Origin of the sequence: Streptomyces cinnamoneus, assembly GCF_014650495.1 — a bacterium.
Lineage (GTDB): Bacteria > Actinomycetota > Actinomycetes > Streptomycetales > Streptomycetaceae > Streptomyces > Streptomyces cinnamoneus.
Window position 1 is genome coordinate 207,497 of sequence record NZ_BMVB01000004.1, and the last position, 15,531, is coordinate 223,027.

Genomic DNA, 15,531 nt, shown 5'->3' on the forward strand with positions numbered 1-15,531 from the left:
CCTAACAGCGCATGAGAGCGCAGCGCACCGCACCGTAAGGAGAACCCCGTGACCGAGCGCGTCGTACTCGCCTACTCCGGCGGCCTTGACACCTCCGTCGCCATCGGCTGGATCGCCGAGGAGACGGGCGCCGAGGTCATCGCCGTCGCCGTGGACGTCGGCCAGGGCGGCGAGGACCTGGACGTCATCCGCAAGCGTGCGCTCGACTGCGGTGCGGTGGAGGCGGAGGTCGCCGACGCCAAGGACGAGTTCGCCGAGGAGTACTGCCTCCCGGCGATCAAGGCCAACGCCCTCTACATGGACCGGTACCCCCTGGTCTCCGCCCTCTCGCGGCCCACGATCGTCAAGCACCTCGTCGCCGCCGCCAAGAAGCACGGCGCGACCACCGTCGCCCACGGCTGCACCGGCAAGGGCAACGACCAGGTGCGGTTCGAGGCCGGCATCTCCTCCCTCGCCCCCGAGCTCACGTGCATCGCCCCGGTCCGGGACTACGCCATGACGCGGGACAAGGCCATCGCCTTCTGCGAGGCCAAGGGCCTGCCGATCGCGACCACCAAGAAGTCGCCGTACTCCATCGACCAGAACGTCTTCGGGCGGGCCGTCGAGACCGGCTTCCTGGAGGACATCTGGAACGCCCCGATCGAGGACGTCTACGACTACACCGCCAACCCGGCCACCCCCCGCGAGGCCGACGAGGTGATCGTCACCTTCGAGCAGGGCGTGCCCGTCGCCCTCGACGGCAAGCCCGTCAGCGTCCTGCAGGCCATCCAGCAGCTCAACGAGCGGGCCGGCGCCCAGGGCGTCGGGCGGCTCGACATGGTCGAGGACCGGCTCGTCGGCATCAAGTCCCGGGAGATCTACGAGGCCCCCGGCGCCATCGCGCTGATCACCGCGCACCAGGAGCTGGAGGCGGTCACCGTCGAGCGCGAGCTCGCCCGGTACAAGCGGCAGGTCGAGCAGCGGTGGGCCGAGCTCGTCTACGACGGCCTGTGGTTCTCCCCGCTCAAGCGGGCCCTGGACGGCTTCATCGCCGAGGCCAACCAGCACGTGTCCGGTGACGTCCGGATGACCCTGCACGGCGGTCGCGCCGTCGTCACCGGCCGGCGGTCCGAGCAGTCGCTCTACGACTTCAACCTCGCCACCTACGACACCGGCGACACCTTCGACCAGTCGATGTCGAAGGGCTTCATCGAGATCTTCGGCCTGTCCTCGAAGATCGCGGCCAAGCGGGACCTGGCCCACTAGTCCACCGCCACCCCCCACCCCGCGCCTCCCCGGCCCCCTGGCCGGGGAGGCCGCAGCACCGCGCCACGCAGAGGAGCAACCGACGATGACCACCGGAGCGCAGGCCCCCGCCGGAGGCGGCGACGTACGGCTGTGGGGCGGCCGGTTCGCGGACGGGCCGGCCGAGGCCCTCGCCAAGCTCTCCGCCTCCGTCCACTTCGACTGGCGACTCGCCCCCTACGACATCGCCGGCTCCCGCGCCCACGCCCGCGTCCTGCACAAGGCCGGGCTGCTCACGGACGACGAGCTGCAGCGGATGATCGAGGGCCTGGGGCTGCTGGAGGCCGACGTCGCCGCCGGCACCTTCACCGGCACCGTCGCGGACGAGGACGTGCACACCGCCCTGGAGCGGGGACTGCTGGAGCGGCTCGGCCCCGACCTCGGCGGCAAGCTGCGCGCCGGGCGGTCCCGCAACGACCAGGTCGCCACGCTCTTCCGGATGTACCTGCGCGACCACGCGCGGATCGTCGGCGGCCTGATCGCCGACCTCCAGGAGGCGCTCGTCGGCCTCGCCGAGGCGCACCCGGACGTGGCCATGCCGGGGCGTACGCACCTGCAGCACGCCCAGCCGGTGCTCTTCGCCCACCATGTGCTCGCCCACGTCCAGGCGCTGTCGCGGGACGCGGAGCGGCTGCGGCAGTGGGACGAGCGCACGGCCGTCTCGCCGTACGGGTCGGGGGCGCTGGCCGGGTCCTCCCTCGGGCTGGACCCGGAGGCGGTCGCCGCCGACCTCGGCTTCGAGCGCGGCTCGGTGGGCAACTCCATCGACGGCACGGCCTCGCGGGACTTCGTCGCGGAGTTCGCGTTCATCACGGCGATGATCGGCGTCGACCTGTCGCGGATCGCCGAGGAGGTCATCATCTGGAACACGAAGGAGTTCTCCTTCGTGACCCTCCACGACGCCTTCTCCACCGGCTCCTCGATCATGCCGCAGAAGAAGAACCCCGACATCGCGGAGCTGGCGCGCGGCAAGTCCGGGCGGCTCATCGGCAACCTCACCGGCCTGCTCGCCACGCTCAAGGCGCTGCCGCTCGCGTACAACCGCGACCTGCAGGAGGACAAGGAGCCGGTCTTCGACTCCTGCGACCAGCTGGAGGTCCTGCTGCCGGCCTTCACCGGGATGATGGCGACCCTCACGGTCAACCGCGCCCGGATGGAGGAGCTGGCCCCCGCCGGCTTCTCGCTGGCCACCGACATCGCCGAGTGGCTGGTCAAGCGGGGCGTGCCCTTCCGTGTGGCGCACGAGGTCGCGGGGGAGTGCGTCAAGGAGTGCGAGGCGCAGGGCATCGAACTGGACGGGCTGAGCGACGAGCAGTTCGCCGCAATCTCCCCGCACCTGACGCCCGAGGTCCGCTCGGTCCTCAACGTTCCCGGCGCGCTGGCCTCGCGCAGCGGACGCGGCGGCACCGCCCCGTCGGCCGTCGCGGTGCAGCTGCAGGAGGTCAAGGCGGACCTGGCCGCCCAGCGCGCGTGGGCGGGCGCCCGGCACAGCTGATCATCGGCTCGCGACGGTAACAAACGACACGGCGACGGCCCGAATGAGACATCAGTGTCTCATTCGGGTTATCGTCGTGTCATGAGCCTCGACCGTGAACGTGTCCTGAGAGCAGCCGCAGCCCTGCTCACCCGCAAGGCGACCGCCTCCATGGACGAGATCGCCAAGGCCGCGGGCATCAGCCGGGCCACCCTCCACCGCCACTTCGCCGGACGCGACGCGCTCGTCCGCGCCCTCGAACAGCTCGGCATCGAGCAGTTCGAGCGGGCGCTGGACGAGGCCCGCCTCGACGAAGGCGACGCGGCACAGGCCGTACGGCGGCTCATCGAGCGCACCGAGCCGGTCGCCGGCATCCTGGGCTTCCTCTACAGCGAGAACCAGCTCTTCGAGGGCGAGATCAACGAGGGCTGGAACCGCCTCGACGCCCGGGTGCACGCGCTCTTCGTGCGCGGCCAGGAGGAGGGTGCCTTCCGCATCGACCTGTCACCCGCCTGGCTCACCGACGCGCTGTACGGGCTGATCGCCTCGGGGGCATGGGCCGTGCACGATGGGCGGGTGGCCGCGAAGGACCTCACCCGCATGGTCGCCGAGCTGTTGCTCGGCGGTGCGCAGCGGAGGATGGACCGGTGAGCAGCAGGACCAGCACCCCGCCGTCCGGTGCCCACGAGAGCGTGGAAACGCCGCGGCCGGGGCGCTGGCTCGCCCTCGCCGTCCTCGCCCTGGCCGTGCTCCTCGTCGCCGTCGACGCCACGGTGCTGGGCCTCGCGACGCCGTTCCTCAGCGAGGACCTGCGCCCCTCGGGCACCCAGCTGCTGTGGATCGGCGACGTCTACTCCTTCGTCATCGCCGGCCTGCTCGTCTCCATGGGCAGCCTCGGGGACCGCATCGGCCGCAAGAAGCTGCTGCTGTGCGGAGCGGTGGCCTTCGGGGCGGTGTCGGTGCTCAACGCCTACGCGAGCAGTCCCGAGATGATGATCGCCGCCCGGGCGCTGCTGGGCGTGGCGGGCGCGACGCTGATGCCCTCGACCCTCGCCCTGATCCGCAACATCTTCCACGACCCCAGGGAGCGCAGCCTGGCCATCGGCATCTGGGGTGCCATGGCCTCCGCGGGCGCCGCGGTGGGCCCGGTGGTGGGCGGCTTCCTGCTGGAGAACTTCTGGTGGGGCTCGGTCTTCCTGATCAACCTGCCGGTGATGGCCGTGCTCGTCCTGGTCGGCATCAAGCTGCTGCCCGAGTCGCGCGACCCCGCGCCCGGGCCCTGGGACCTGCTCAGCGTGGTGCTGTCGATGGTGGGCATCATCGCCGTCGTCTACGCGGTCAAGGAAGGTGCCACGCACGGCCCGACCTGGCAGATCGGCCTGGTGGCCGCGGTGGGTGCGGGAGCGCTGTGGTGGTTCGTCCGGCGCCAGCTGACCCTGGACTCGCCGCTGCTGAACATGCGGCTCTTCCACCACCGGGGCTTCTCCGGCGCGGTCATGGCGGACCTGCTGACCGTGCTGGGCCTGTCCGGCCTGGTCTTCTTCCTGTCCCAGTTCCTGCAGCTGGTGCAGGACCGCAGCCCCCTGGAGGCGGGGCTCGCCGAACTGCCCGCGGCGATCGGCGCGGTGACGGCCGGCCTGCTGGCGGGCCAGGCCGCCCGGCGCTGGTCGGTGCGGTCGGTGGTGGCCGGCGGGCTCGCGGCGATCGGCCTGGCGCTGGGGGCCCTGGTGTGGCTGGAGCCCGACACCTCCTACCCCGTGCTCGGCGCGGTGCTGCTGATGGTGGGCGTGGGGGCCGGCTTCTCGTTCACCGTCACCGCCGACGTGATCCTCTCCAGCGTGCCCAAGGAGCAGGCGGGCTCGGCCTCGGCGGTCTCCGAGACGGCCTACGAGCTCGGCGCCGCCCTCGGCATCGCACTGCTGGGCTCGATCGTCACGGGCGTCTACCGCGGCTTCGCCGTCCCCGCGGACGTTCCCGCGGCACAGGCCACCGAGGCCCACGAGTCCCTCGGCGGTGCCGTCGAGTCGGCGGGCACCCTGCCGGCGGACACGGGCGCGGCGCTGCTCGCCTCGGCGCAGGACGCCTTCGTCGACGGCCTGCAGATCGCCTCCGGCGTCGGAGCCGTGGTGCTGCTGGTCACGTCCGTCGCGGCCTGGTTCCTGCTGCGCGGGCAACGGCTGGAGGAGGGCTACGGCGGCTGAGCCGGGTAGAGCTCGGATGAGCAAACCGCACAGGGGTCGGGGCTGGCAAGCCCCGGCCCCTGTGACGTTTACCGGCCAGTAACCCTATTGACGCCGTCCTGACGCACCGGAGAACATCTCGTCCACCGGTCGACATTGTCGAACGCGGTTCGGACGAGGGCGTCCACAGCCGGACGCCGTGCTCAGAAGGAATCCCCCACCATGCGTCTGCGCACCACCGCACGGTTCCTGGTCACCGCCGCGGCCACGGCCGCCCTGGGCCTCATGGGACTGAACGCCACCCCGGCCTCCGCCTCGCCGCTGGACATCCCGCCCCGGGGCGCCAACGACTGGTCCTGCAAGCCGGATTCGGCGCACCCGCAGCCGGTCGTGCTGGTCAACGGCACCTTCAAGCTGATGGTCGAGAACTGGGCCAAGCTCTCCCCGGCACTGAAGGACGCGGGCTACTGCGTCTTCGCCTTCAACTACGGGCACATGGAGACCGACCCGATCCCGCAGGCCGCCCAGGAGCTCTCGGACTTCGTGGAGGCCGTGCGCGGCGCCACGGGCGCCGAGAAGGTCGACATCGTCGGGCACAGCCAGGGCGGCATGATGCCGCGCTACTACGTGAAGTTCCTCGGCGGCGCCGCCAAGGTCGACGACCTCGTGGGCATCGTCCCCTCCAACCACGGCACGAAGAACCCGCTCGCCATCCCCGCCGGCTGGACCTTCTGCCCGTCCTGCGTGGACCAGCAGGTCGGCTCCGACCTGCTGAAGAAGCTCAACGAGGGCGACGAGACCCCGGCCGGCCCCGACTACACCGTCGTCACCACCCGCTACGACGAGGTCGTCATCCCCTACACCAGCGCCCTGCTGACCGGCCCGGCCGAGCACCTCACCAACGTGGTGCTCCAGGACAAGTGCCCGCTGGACCTCTACATGCACGACCAGGCCACCAAGGACCCGGTCGTCGCCCAGTGGGTGCTGAACGCCCTGGGCCGCAAGGGCCCCGCCGACCCGGGCTTCCAGCCGCGGTGCCTCGGCGGGGCGTGAGCCCGGGCTGACCCCGGGCCGGGACGGGGAACGGGTCAGGCCGCCTTGGCCGCCCGCGCCTTGGTGGCGTACATGTCCACGTACTCCTGGCCCGACAGCCGCATCACATCGCTCATCACCTCGTCGGTGACGGCGCGCAGGACGTAGCGGTCGCGGTCCATCCCCTCGTAACGGGAGAAGTCCAGCGGCTCGCCGAAGCGCACCGTCACCGGCGCGATGCGCGGGATGCCCTTGCCGCTCGGCTGCACCTTCTCGGTGCCGATCATCGCGAACGGCACCACGGGCGCGCCCGTCATCAGGGCGAGGCGCGCGATGCCCGTCCGGCCGCGGTAGAGACGGCCGTCGGGGGAGCGGGTGCCCTCCGGGTAGATGCCGAAGACCTTGCCCTCCTCCAGCACCCGCCGGCCCGTCATCAGCGCGGCCACACCGCCGTTGCCGCCGTCCCGGTCGACCGGGATCATGCCCGACGACGAGAAGAACCACGCCATGAGACGGCCCTTGAGGCCCTTGCCCGTGACGTACTCGTCCTTGCCGATGAAGAACACCTGACGCTTGAGGACGAGGGCCAGGAACAGAGAGTCGATGAACGTGGTGTGGTTCCCGGCGAGGATCACCGGCCCGCTCTCGGCGATGTGCTCGGCTCCCTCGACCTTCGGGCGGTACAGGACGCGCATGAGCAATCCGAGGAACGCCTTGAGCATGATGCGGGACAACGGACCCTCCGGTCGTGATGTTCGGGACAGGCGCACGGGGCGCGGTCGCTGACGATACTCGCCGGTACCACCCTTGTGCACGTGTGATTGACCGACTCGAAACAGAGTGTTGACGTGACTTTTCACTCCGTTCCGTTTCCGTTCTTCAACAGGGAAGTCGTACGTGCATACGATCGCCCGGCCAACGCACCACCACGGAACGAGGAGAGTTCATGCAGCAGGAGCAGCGGCCGGGCAGGCGCACGGTGCTGGGGGCCGCGGCGGCCCTCGGCGCGGGAGCGGCCGTCCTCGGCGGCGGAGCGGCCCCGGCCGTGGCGGCGGGGACGGCTGCGGACGCGGGCAGGGGCCACGGGGGTTCGTACAAGGACCTGCCGGTGCCCACCGTCATCGGCCACCGGGGCTGCAGCGGCTCCCGTCCCGAGCACACCCTCGCCTCCTACCAGTTCGCCCTGGACAACGGCGCCGACGTCATCGAGCAGGACCTCGTCCCCACCAAGGACGGCCACCTCGTCTGCCGCCACGAGAACGACATCACCGGCACCACCGACGTCGCCTCGCGCCCGGAGTTCGCCTCCCGCAAGACCACCAAGACCGTCGACGGCGAGGCCCACACCGGCTGGTTCACCGAGGACTTCACCCTCGCCGAGCTGCGGACGCTGCGCGCCAAGGAGCGCATCCCCGCCACCCGCCAGCACAACACCCTCTACGACGGCCGCTGGCAGGTGCCCACCTTCGAAGAGGTCCTCACGTGGGCCGAGGAGCAGGGCCGCAAGCGCGGGCGCCGCATCTGGCTGCACGTCGAGACCAAGCACCCCACCTACTTCCGCAAGGCCGGCCTCGGCCTGGAGGAGCGCCTGGCCAAGCTGCTGCGCCGCTACGGGCGCTCCGGCCGCAACGGCTACACCTTCCTGCAGTCCTTCGAGCCCAGCAGCCTCCAGCGGCTGAACAAGCTGGGCGTCGACTGCCCGAAGGTCCTGCTGCTCGACGACCTGACGACCCGCCCCTGGGACTTCACCGAGGCCAAGGACCCCCGCACGGTCGCCGACCTCATCACCCCGCAGGGCCTGAAGTGGGTCTCCGGCTTCGCCCAGGGCATCGGCCCCTGGCTGAACCTCATCATCCCCCGCGACAAGAACGACAAGCTGACCAAGCCGACCACGCTGGTGCGCGACGCGCACGCCGCGGGCCTGATCCTGCACCCGTACACGATGCGCAACGAGAACAGCTTCCTGCCGGCGGACTTCCGCCGCGGCACGGACCCGAACGCCTACGGTGATGCGTTCGGTGCGTTCCGGACGTACTTCGCCACGGGAATCGACGGCATCTTCTCCGACAACCCCGACACCGCGGCGATGGCGCGGGACGCGTTCCGCAAGTAACCGCCGACCCGGTCCGGCGGCGGTGACGTCACCGTGCACGGGGCCGCCACCCGGAAGGGTGGTTCGCCCCGCCGGTGGAAACCGCCGCCGGGCGTGGCGACGTCCCCGCCGCCATGACGCTGAGTGACCTCCTGACCCGGCTGGGCCCGCTGCTCAAGGCGGAGTGCGCCGCCGAGGCGTCCGCCGCCGGCATCGACGCCGCCGACCTCGAACAGTCCGTCTGGCTGCGGCTGCTGAGCGACCGCCGCGCGGACGGCGCCGCGGCCCGGTTACGGACGGCCGTACGGGCCGAGGCCCGCGCCGCCCGCCGCCGGGCGCTGCGCGAGGTGCCCTACGACCCCACCGCCGACCCGCCCGCCGGTGCCGGCCCCGGGGTCGAACAGTCGGTGCTGGCCGCCGAGGCCCGCCGCGAACTGCGCGCGGCCGTCCGCCGCCTGCCCGGCCGCTGCCCCACGCTGCTGGGGGCGCTGCTCTCGGCGGGTGACCCGACCTACCAGGAAATCGCAGGGAAGTTGGGAATGTCACAAGGATCTGTAGGACCTGTACGTTCCCGCTGCCTGGGATGCCTGCGCAGAATGCTCATGGCAGAGATTGCGGCTCCTTGACCCGGGGGAAAGGAGCGGTAAGCGACCCACAAGGGGAGGCATGCGCACATGGGCATGAGCGTGACCATCTCGGCCGCGGCCGGGAACGACGCCGAGCAGATCCTCAAACTCCAGTACCTCTGCTACCAGGGCGAGGCCGAGCTCTACGGCGACTACTCCATCGAGCCCCTCACGCAGAGCCTCGACGACCTGCGCGCCGAACTGGGCAGCGGCTGCGTGCTCGTGGCCCGGCTCGGCGAGGAGGTCGTCGGTTCCGTGCGCGGCACCGTCGACGGCGAGGGAACGGCCGTCATCACCGGCCTCATCGTGCACCCCCGCATGCGGCGGCACGGCCTGGGCGGGCGGCTGCTGGCCGCGATCGAGGAGCGGCTGGCGGGGGAGTGGTCCGCCAAGCGGTACCGCCTCACCACCGGCCAGCGCAGCGAGGTGAGCCTGCGCCTGTACCGCAACCGCGGCTACGAGCGCACCGGCACCGAGCGCATCTCGCGCGCCCTCACGCTGGTGGTCCTGGAGAAGGAGGCCGTGCCGGCGCCCGCCTTCGTGGCGAGCGCCTGACGGCCGCCGCGCCGGCCGGGCCTCAGCGCTCGGCCCGGCGCAGCCAGGCCATGGCGGTCACCGGCAGGATCACCGGGATGAACAGGTAGTCCATGCCGTAGTCCGACCAGACCGTCGCGTCGGGGAAGGCGGACGGCTCGACGAGCGTCCAGGTGCCCACGACGACGACGCCGGCCAGCTCGACGGCGCAGCACACCAGCGCCGCGCTGCGGGCCTGCTCGCCGCCGCGCACCAGGGAGTACGTGATGAAGGCGTACACCAGCGCCGCCGCGGCCGACAGCACGTACGCCAGGGGCGCCCGGTCGAAGTCGACGATCATCTGGACGATCGAGCGGGAGGCCGCGGCGACAGTGAAGACCCCGTAGAGCCAGACCAGCAGCCGGCCCGGGCCCTGGCCCAGGTCGAAACCGGCCCCCGCGCCCCGACCGCGGCCCGTCCGCTCCTCCTGCGCCCCGTCCTGTGCCTCGTCCTGTGTCGTGGGCTCCGGCACGGTCAGCCTCCCCAGATGTCGTAGAGCCGCACTTCGAGCACGGCCAGGATCACGGCGCCCGCCGCCGCGGTGGCCGAGCCCCAGCGGGTCCGCTCGGCCAGGGACATGAAGCCCGCCGCCGGCACCGCGGCCGCCGCACCCAGCAGATAGGCCACGAAGATCGCCGTGCCCTGGCCGGGCTTGTCGCCCCCGGCCAGCCGCACCACGCCGATGACCAGCTGCAGCAGGGCCAGCACCGTCACCACGGCCATGCCGATGAAGTGCCAGTCCTTGGTGGGCTGGTCGCGTGAGAAGGCGAAGCCGCACCAGGCGGCCAGCGCGAGGGCGGCCAGACCGGCCGCGAGCGTCAGTGCGCCGATCAACGGGCACCCCGGGCGGTGCGGGTGGACGAAGGGGGCTCGACAGGCATGGGACGACTGTAATCGCCCGGTGCGTCCCTCCCGATGCCGACCCCGCCCGTCCACCTGGTGATCACTCGTGTCCGGCATTCGGACAAGCTTGGCCGATTCGCATGCCTGTCTGTTTTACTTGCCCGCATGACCACGACGAGCACCCGCACCCTTGCGACCGAGGCGATGACGACGCCCGGTGCTGCTCGTTGCATGTGTCGAATGTGTGACCGCTGAGGGCCCCCGTTCTGTAGCCTCGCGCCCCGAAGCGAGACCCCGTGGACCCCGCGCCCGGCATCCAACCGCCGGACCGGACCACTCGCCCCGCGTCACCAGGAACCCCCGCGCCGCGCACCCCGCGCCCGCCCCGGGGATCCCATGCCGCGCTTCCGCAATGAATGCCCGTGCCGGCACCCCTACCGCCGCGCACTCGACAGTGACGGAAACCCCTGTGATCACCACTACGGGCCTGACAAAGGTCTACCGCTCACGCGGCCGCGAGGTCACCGCCCTCGACGGCGTCGATCTGCACGTCCGAGAGGGCGAGGTGTACGGCGTCGTCGGCCAGAGCGGCGCCGGTAAGTCGACGCTCATCCGCTGCGTGAACCTCCTGGAACGCCCCAGCTCCGGCACGGTCACCGTCGCCGGCCAGGACCTCACCGCCCTCGCCGGCCGCGGCCCGCGCGCCAACGCCGCGCTGCGCAGCGCCCGCAGCCACATCGGCATGGTCTTCCAGCACTTCAACCTGCTCTCCTCGCGCACGGTGCAGGCCAACATCGAGCTGCCGCTCGAAATCCTCGGCGTCTCCGGCAAGGAGCGCGAGCGCAAGGCCCTGGAGCTCCTGGACCTCGTCGGCCTCGCCGACAAGGCCAAGGCGTACCCCGCCCAGCTCTCCGGCGGCCAGAAGCAGCGCGTCGGCATCGCCCGCGCCCTGGCCGGCGACCCCAAGGTGCTGCTCTCCGACGAGTCGACCTCCGCGCTCGACCCCGAGACCACCCGCTCCATCCTGCAGCTGCTGCGCGACCTCAACCAGCAGCTCGGCCTGACCATCCTCCTCATCACCCACGAGATGGAGGTCGTCAAGACGATCTGCGACTCCGCGGCCCTGATGAAGGGCGGCCGCGTCGTGGAGTCCGGCACCGTCTCCGAGATCCTCGCCACCCCCGGCTCCGAGCTCGCCGCAGAGCTCTTCCCCGTGGGCGGCGAACCGTCGGGCCCCGACCGCACCGTCGTCGACGTCACCTTCCACGGCGAGGCGGCCACCCAGCCGGTCATCTCCCAGCTCTCCCGCACGTACAACATCGACATCTCGATCCTCGGCGCCGCGATGGACACCGTCGCCGGCAAGCAGGTCGGCCGCATGCGCATCGAGCTGCCCGGGCGCTTCGAGGAGAACGTCGTCCCCATCGGCTTCCTGCGCGAGCAGGGCCTGCAGGTCGACGTCGCCGACATCAAGACCCCGGCACCTGCCGACGCGCTCCTGAAGGAAGGTGCCAAGTGACCTGGACCGAGATGCAGCCCCTGCTGCGCGACGCCTGTCTCGACACCCTCTTCATGGTCTGGTGGTCCAGCGTCTGGGCGGTCGTCGGCGGCATCCCGCTGGGCCTCCTGCTGGTCCTCACCGACCGGGGTGCACTGCTGCAGAACGTGGTGGTGAACAAGGTCATCGGCGTGATCGTCAACCTCGGCCGCTCGCTGCCCTTCATCATCCTCCTCGTCTGGCTGATCCCCTTCAGCCGCATGATCGTCGGCACCTCCATCGGCCCCAGCGCCGCCGTCGTGGCCCTGGTCATCGGCGCCGTGCCCTTCTTCGCCCGGCTGGTGGAGACCGCCGTGCGCGAGGTCGACCACGGCCTGACCGAGGCGGCGCAGTCCATGGGCGGCGGCACCTTCACCGTCATCTTCAAGGTGCTCCTCCCGCAGGCCCTGCCCTCCCTGATCGCCGGCCTGACCACCACCGTCATCGCGCTCCTCGGCTACTCCGCCATGGCCGGCGCGGTCGGCGGCGGCGGCCTCGGCAACCTGGCCATCACCTACGGCTACATGCGCCACGAGACCGGCCTGATGAACGTCACCATCGTGCTGCTGATCGCCATCGTGACGGTCGTTCAGCTCGCCGGCGACCTGGCCGTACGCCGCCTGAACCGGCGCAGCGGCCGGCAGAGCGCACCCGTGGGCCTGCGCAGGCTCTGGGCGCCCGCCGTACCCAAGCCCCGCGCCGCCACCGAGGCCGCGGAGCCCGCCAAGACCACCTGAGCCACGGCCTCCACGGCCGTAACCCCCCCCAGGAGCCCGGACCCTTTGCCGGGCGGCAACACCCGGGGAACCAAGAGAAAACCAAGCAAGGAAGGCACTCTTCGTGCGTACCACCGTCAAGCTCACCGCCGCCGTCGCGGCCGCCGCCGCACTCACCCTCGGCCTGAGTGCCTGCAGCGCCCCCTCCGACACCTCCTCCTCCAGCTCGAAGAAGGGCAAGGACGCCGACCCGGCCGCCAAGCTCGTCGTCGCCGCCAGCCCCACCCCGCACGGCGACATCCTCAACTTCGTCAGAGACAAGCTCGCCAAGGACGCCGGCCTGAACCTGGAGGTGAAGGAGTTCAACGACTACGTGCTCCCCAACACCGCCACCCAGAACGGCGACGTCGACGCGAACTTCTTCCAGCACAAGCCCTACCTCGACGACTTCAACAAGAAGAACAAGACGGACATCGTCCCCGTCGTCAACGTCGAGATCGAGCCCCTGGGCCTGTACTCCAAGAAGGACAAGAAGGTCTCCGACCTCGGCTCCGGCTCCACCATCGCCGTCCCCAACGACGCCACCAACGAGGGCCGCGCGCTGAAGCTGCTCGCCGACAACGGCGTCATCAAGCTCAAGGACGGCGTCGGCAGCAACGCCAAGCTCTCCGACATCGAGGACAAGAAGGGCGTTCAGTTCACCGAGCTGGAGGCCGCCCAGATCCCCTCCCGACTGGCCGACGTCGACGCCGCCGTCATCAACGGCAACTTCGCCATCGGCGCCAAGCTCAACCCCGCCCAGGACTCCCTGGCCCTGGAGAAGGCGGAGGGCAACCCCTACGCCAACTTCCTCGCCGTCAAGAAGGGCAACGAGGGCGACCCCCGCATCGCCAAGCTCGCCAAGCTCCTCAACTCCGACGAGGTCAAGAAGTTCATCCAGGAGAAGTTCGCCAACGGCGCCGTCATCCCCGCCTTCGGCACCCCGCAGAGCTGACGCCCTGTAACCTCCGCCGCCCGTACGGCCGCAGGCCCCGCGCACGCATCCGGCGTGCGCGGGGCCTGGCGCTTGGCGTACCCACCCACCCATGCTGCATGCTGGTGCACCCGAGCACACACGCATCACCCCCGAGCCCACCCGCCCCGGCGTTGGAGCAGCGCATGACTTCCACCTTTCCGGACATCTCCATCAGTACGGACCGGCTGGTGCTGCGCCCGTTCGAAGCCGGGGACATCCCGGCCCTCGCCGAGATGATGAACGACGAGCTCATCACGGCCTGGACCTCCGCCCCGTACCCCTACACCACCGCCGACGCCCGCGACTGGGCCCTGCGCCGGGCACCGGGCGAGCGGACCTCCGGCCGCGGAATCGTCTTTGCTGTCACCGAGTTCCTCACCCAACGCCTCGTGGGCGCCGTCCACCTGCGCAACACCGACTGGCGCACCCTGGCCACGGAGGCCGCCTACGTCACCGCCCCCTGGGCCCGCGGCGAGGGCTACGCCTGCGAATCGGTCCTCGCCGTCGCCGAGTGGCTCTTCCGCGACCAGAAGTTCGAACGCCTCGAACTGCGCACGGCCGCCGACAACACCGCCGCCCAGCAGGTCGCCCAGAAGACCGGCTGCGTCAGCGAGGGCGTCCTGCGCAGCGCCTGGATAGCGCGCACCCGCACCGAGGAAGCCGGCTGGACCGAGTCCCGCACCGACCTCATCGTCTGGAGCCTGCTCCCCGAGGACCTCGACGAGGTCCGCGAGAGCCGCCCCGGCAGCGGCTACGACTACGCCGCCGCCTACCCCGACTGGCGCTGACGCCGCCACCCGCTCCGGCCGTCCGGCCGGGGTACGCTCACTCCTGCCCGCCGCGCCCCGTGGGCCCCCGACCCGAACAAGCCCAGGAGACAGACGACGATGGCCGACCGGGTCACGGTGATCGGGTGGGACGGCTCACCGCTGACGGCCGCGGCCCGCTCCGCCCTGGGGGCCGCCACCCTCGTGGCCGGCGCCGCCCACCACCTGGCCCTGCCCGAGGTCCCGCCCACCGCCGAACGCATCCGTCTCGGCAGCGTCGACCTCGCCGCCCGCCGCATCGCCCAGCACCGCGGCTCGGCCGTGGTCCTCGCCGACGGAGACCCCGGCTTCTTCGGCGTCGTCCGCACCCTGCGCGCACCCGAGCACGGCCTGGAGATCGAGGTGGTGCCCGCCGTCTCCGCCGTCGCCACCGCCTTCGCCCGCGCCGGCATGCCCTGGGACGACGCACAGGTCGTCGTCGCCCACAGCCGCGACCTGCGGCGCGCCGTCAACGTCTGCCGCGCCCACCCCAAGGTCGCCGTCCTCACCTCCCCGGGCGCCGGCCCCGCCGAACTGGCCCTCCTCCTCGGGAACGTCCACCGCACCTTCGTCATCTGCGAGGAACTGGGCACCGAGCGCGAACAGGTCACCGTCGTCACCTCCGACCGGGCCGCCGACCACACCTGGCGCGACCCCAACGTCGTCATCGTCATCGGCGGCTCCGGCACGCCCACCACCCGCGGCGGCGCCTGGATCGCCGGCCGCGACCCGGGCACCGCACCCGCCGACCGCGGCTGGGCACCGCCCGCCGGCACCTACGGGCCCGGACTCGGCGAGGGCGAGTCCACCGAACTGCGGGCCGCCCAACTCGCCCGGATCGGCCCCCGCGTGGGCGACCTCGTCTGGGACATCGGCTCCGGCAGCGGCGCCGCCGCCGTCGAGGCCGCACGGTTCGGCGCCGCCGTCATCGCCGTCGACCACGACCCCGAAGCCTGCCGGCGCACCCACGCGGCCGCCCGCCGGCACGGCGTGCTGCTCCAGGTCGTCCAGGGCGCCGCCCCCCAGGTCCTCGAAGACCTGCCCGAACCCGACGTCGTCCGCGTCGGCGGCGGCGGCGCGCCCGTCGTCGCGGCCTGCGCCGACCGGCGCCCCGAGCGCATCGTCGCCCACGCCGCCACCCGCGACGACGCCGAGGCCATCGGCCGCGTCCTCGCCGAGGGCGGCTACACCGTGGAATGCACGCTGCTCCAGGCAGTGGAGTTGGACACAACCGCCTGGACCGAGCGCGAGCGCGCCGTAGCCTTCCTGCTGAGCGGCCGTCGTACGCACCCCTGAGTCCGGGGGCACCTGCGGAGGGTAGGCTGGCGGATCGTTGTGGCAGCCGCTCGGTGT

At 71.6% G+C, this 15,531-nt stretch carries 16 protein-coding genes; 13 read left to right on the top strand and 3 right to left on the bottom strand.

Translation table 11 applies throughout. The annotated features are described in order from the left end of the window. The first annotated feature begins 48 nt into the window (after nt 1-48). From IE182_RS07945 to IE182_RS07965, 5 genes are all read left to right on the top strand, one after another. On the top strand, nt 49-1,245 hold the full coding sequence (locus tag IE182_RS07945) for an argininosuccinate synthase (RefSeq protein ID WP_190108954.1): 1,197 nt from the start codon (nt 49-51) through the stop codon (nt 1,243-1,245). A gap of 85 nt (nt 1,246-1,330) precedes the next feature. Further along, nucleotides 1,331-2,779: an argininosuccinate lyase gene (gene argH / locus IE182_RS07950; RefSeq protein WP_190108955.1), complete on the top strand. Its 1,449-nt coding sequence runs from the start codon at nt 1,331-1,333 to the stop codon at nt 2,777-2,779. A gap of 81 nt (nt 2,780-2,860) precedes the next feature. Then, nucleotides 2,861-3,409, top strand: a complete 549-nt coding sequence (locus tag IE182_RS07955; RefSeq protein WP_190108956.1) for a TetR/AcrR family transcriptional regulator — start codon at nt 2,861-2,863, stop codon at nt 3,407-3,409. 41 nt (nt 3,410-3,450) lie between these two features. Then, nucleotides 3,451-4,959 carry an MFS transporter gene (locus IE182_RS07960; protein WP_373303524.1) on the top strand — a complete coding sequence of 503 codons (1,509 nt, stop codon included), beginning with the start codon at nt 3,451-3,453 and terminating at the stop codon, nt 4,957-4,959. A 201-nt stretch (nt 4,960-5,160) separates the two neighbouring features. After that, nucleotides 5,161-5,991, top strand: coding sequence for an alpha/beta fold hydrolase (locus IE182_RS07965; RefSeq protein ID WP_190108958.1), 831 nt, complete (start codon nt 5,161-5,163; stop codon nt 5,989-5,991). Nucleotides 5,992-6,026: 35 nt separating this feature from the next. Here the strand turns inward: IE182_RS07965 and IE182_RS07970 are convergent, their stop codons facing one another. Further along, nucleotides 6,027-6,704, bottom strand: coding sequence for a lysophospholipid acyltransferase family protein (locus tag IE182_RS07970; RefSeq protein ID WP_190108959.1), 678 nt, complete (start codon nt 6,702-6,704; stop codon nt 6,027-6,029). 212 nt (nt 6,705-6,916) lie between these two features. Between IE182_RS07970 and IE182_RS07975 the strand changes: the two genes are divergently transcribed. The 3 genes from IE182_RS07975 to IE182_RS07985 all read left to right on the top strand — a co-directional run bounded on the left by IE182_RS07975 (nt 6,917) and on the right by IE182_RS07985 (nt 9,243). Beyond that, nucleotides 6,917-8,083 carry a glycerophosphodiester phosphodiesterase gene (locus IE182_RS07975; protein WP_190108960.1) on the top strand — a complete coding sequence of 389 codons (1,167 nt, stop codon included), beginning with the start codon at nt 6,917-6,919 and terminating at the stop codon, nt 8,081-8,083. A gap of 113 nt (nt 8,084-8,196) precedes the next feature. After that, a complete protein-coding gene (locus tag IE182_RS07980; protein WP_190109160.1) occupies nt 8,197-8,688 on the top strand; it encodes an RNA polymerase sigma factor in 492 nt (163 codons plus the stop codon). A gap of 48 nt (nt 8,689-8,736) precedes the next feature. Further along, nucleotides 8,737-9,243, top strand: coding sequence for a GNAT family N-acetyltransferase (locus IE182_RS07985; protein WP_190108961.1), 507 nt, complete (start codon nt 8,737-8,739; stop codon nt 9,241-9,243). A gap of 22 nt (nt 9,244-9,265) precedes the next feature. Here IE182_RS07985 and IE182_RS07990 read toward each other — a convergent pair whose 3' ends face one another. Together IE182_RS07990 and IE182_RS07995 are read right to left on the bottom strand one after the other, a co-directional pair. Further along, nucleotides 9,266-9,643 (bottom strand): hypothetical protein, encoded by a 378-nt coding sequence (locus IE182_RS07990; protein WP_190109161.1) that lies wholly within the window; start codon nt 9,641-9,643, stop codon nt 9,266-9,268. A gap of 92 nt (nt 9,644-9,735) precedes the next feature. Continuing rightward, nucleotides 9,736-10,095: a hypothetical protein gene (locus IE182_RS07995; RefSeq protein ID WP_190108962.1), complete on the bottom strand. Its 360-nt coding sequence runs from the start codon at nt 10,093-10,095 to the stop codon at nt 9,736-9,738. Nucleotides 10,096-10,573: 478 nt separating this feature from the next. On the opposite strand from IE182_RS07995, the gene IE182_RS08000 reads away from it, so the two are divergent. The 5 genes from IE182_RS08000 to cbiE all read left to right on the top strand — a co-directional run bounded on the left by IE182_RS08000 (nt 10,574) and on the right by cbiE (nt 15,474). Beyond that, the gene (locus IE182_RS08000; RefSeq protein WP_190108963.1) at nt 10,574-11,623 is read left to right on the top strand and encodes a methionine ABC transporter ATP-binding protein; all 1,050 of its coding nucleotides are present in this window, start codon (nt 10,574-10,576) and stop codon (nt 11,621-11,623) included. After that, on the top strand, nt 11,620-12,378 hold the full coding sequence (locus tag IE182_RS08005) for a methionine ABC transporter permease (protein ID WP_229844661.1): 759 nt from the start codon (nt 11,620-11,622) through the stop codon (nt 12,376-12,378). Before IE182_RS08000 ends, IE182_RS08005 begins: the two co-directional genes overlap by 4 nt. 103 nt (nt 12,379-12,481) lie before the next feature. Beyond that, complete coding sequence (locus tag IE182_RS08010) at nt 12,482-13,351, top strand: MetQ/NlpA family ABC transporter substrate-binding protein (RefSeq protein WP_190108964.1); 870 nt, start codon at nt 12,482-12,484, stop codon at nt 13,349-13,351. Between the two features lie 164 nt (nt 13,352-13,515). Next, nucleotides 13,516-14,160, top strand: a complete 645-nt coding sequence (locus IE182_RS08015; RefSeq protein ID WP_190108965.1) for a GNAT family N-acetyltransferase — start codon at nt 13,516-13,518, stop codon at nt 14,158-14,160. Nucleotides 14,161-14,259: 99 nt separating this feature from the next. Further along, the gene (cbiE, locus tag IE182_RS08020) at nt 14,260-15,474 is read left to right on the top strand and encodes a precorrin-6y C5,15-methyltransferase (decarboxylating) subunit CbiE (protein ID WP_190108966.1); all 1,215 of its coding nucleotides are present in this window, start codon (nt 14,260-14,262) and stop codon (nt 15,472-15,474) included. Nucleotides 15,475-15,531 lie beyond the last annotated feature (57 nt).

Excerpts from the sequence above, each read along its gene's own strand:
- argH (WP_190108955.1), top strand. The coding sequence starts at position 1,331 with ATGACCACCGGAGCGCAGGCCCCCGCCGGAGGCGGCGACGTACGGCTG.
- IE182_RS07955 (WP_190108956.1), top strand. The coding sequence starts at position 2,861 with ATGAGCCTCGACCGTGAACGTGTCCTGAGAGCAGCCGCAGCCCTGCTC.
- IE182_RS07965 (WP_190108958.1), top strand. The coding sequence starts at position 5,161 with ATGCGTCTGCGCACCACCGCACGGTTCCTGGTCACCGCCGCGGCCACG.
- IE182_RS07975 (WP_190108960.1), top strand. The coding sequence starts at position 6,917 with ATGCAGCAGGAGCAGCGGCCGGGCAGGCGCACGGTGCTGGGGGCCGCG.
- IE182_RS07980 (WP_190109160.1), top strand. The coding sequence starts at position 8,197 with ATGACGCTGAGTGACCTCCTGACCCGGCTGGGCCCGCTGCTCAAGGCG.
- IE182_RS07985 (WP_190108961.1), top strand. The coding sequence starts at position 8,737 with ATGGGCATGAGCGTGACCATCTCGGCCGCGGCCGGGAACGACGCCGAG.
- IE182_RS08015 (WP_190108965.1), top strand. The coding sequence starts at position 13,516 with ATGACTTCCACCTTTCCGGACATCTCCATCAGTACGGACCGGCTGGTG.
- cbiE (WP_190108966.1), top strand. The coding sequence starts at position 14,260 with ATGGCCGACCGGGTCACGGTGATCGGGTGGGACGGCTCACCGCTGACG.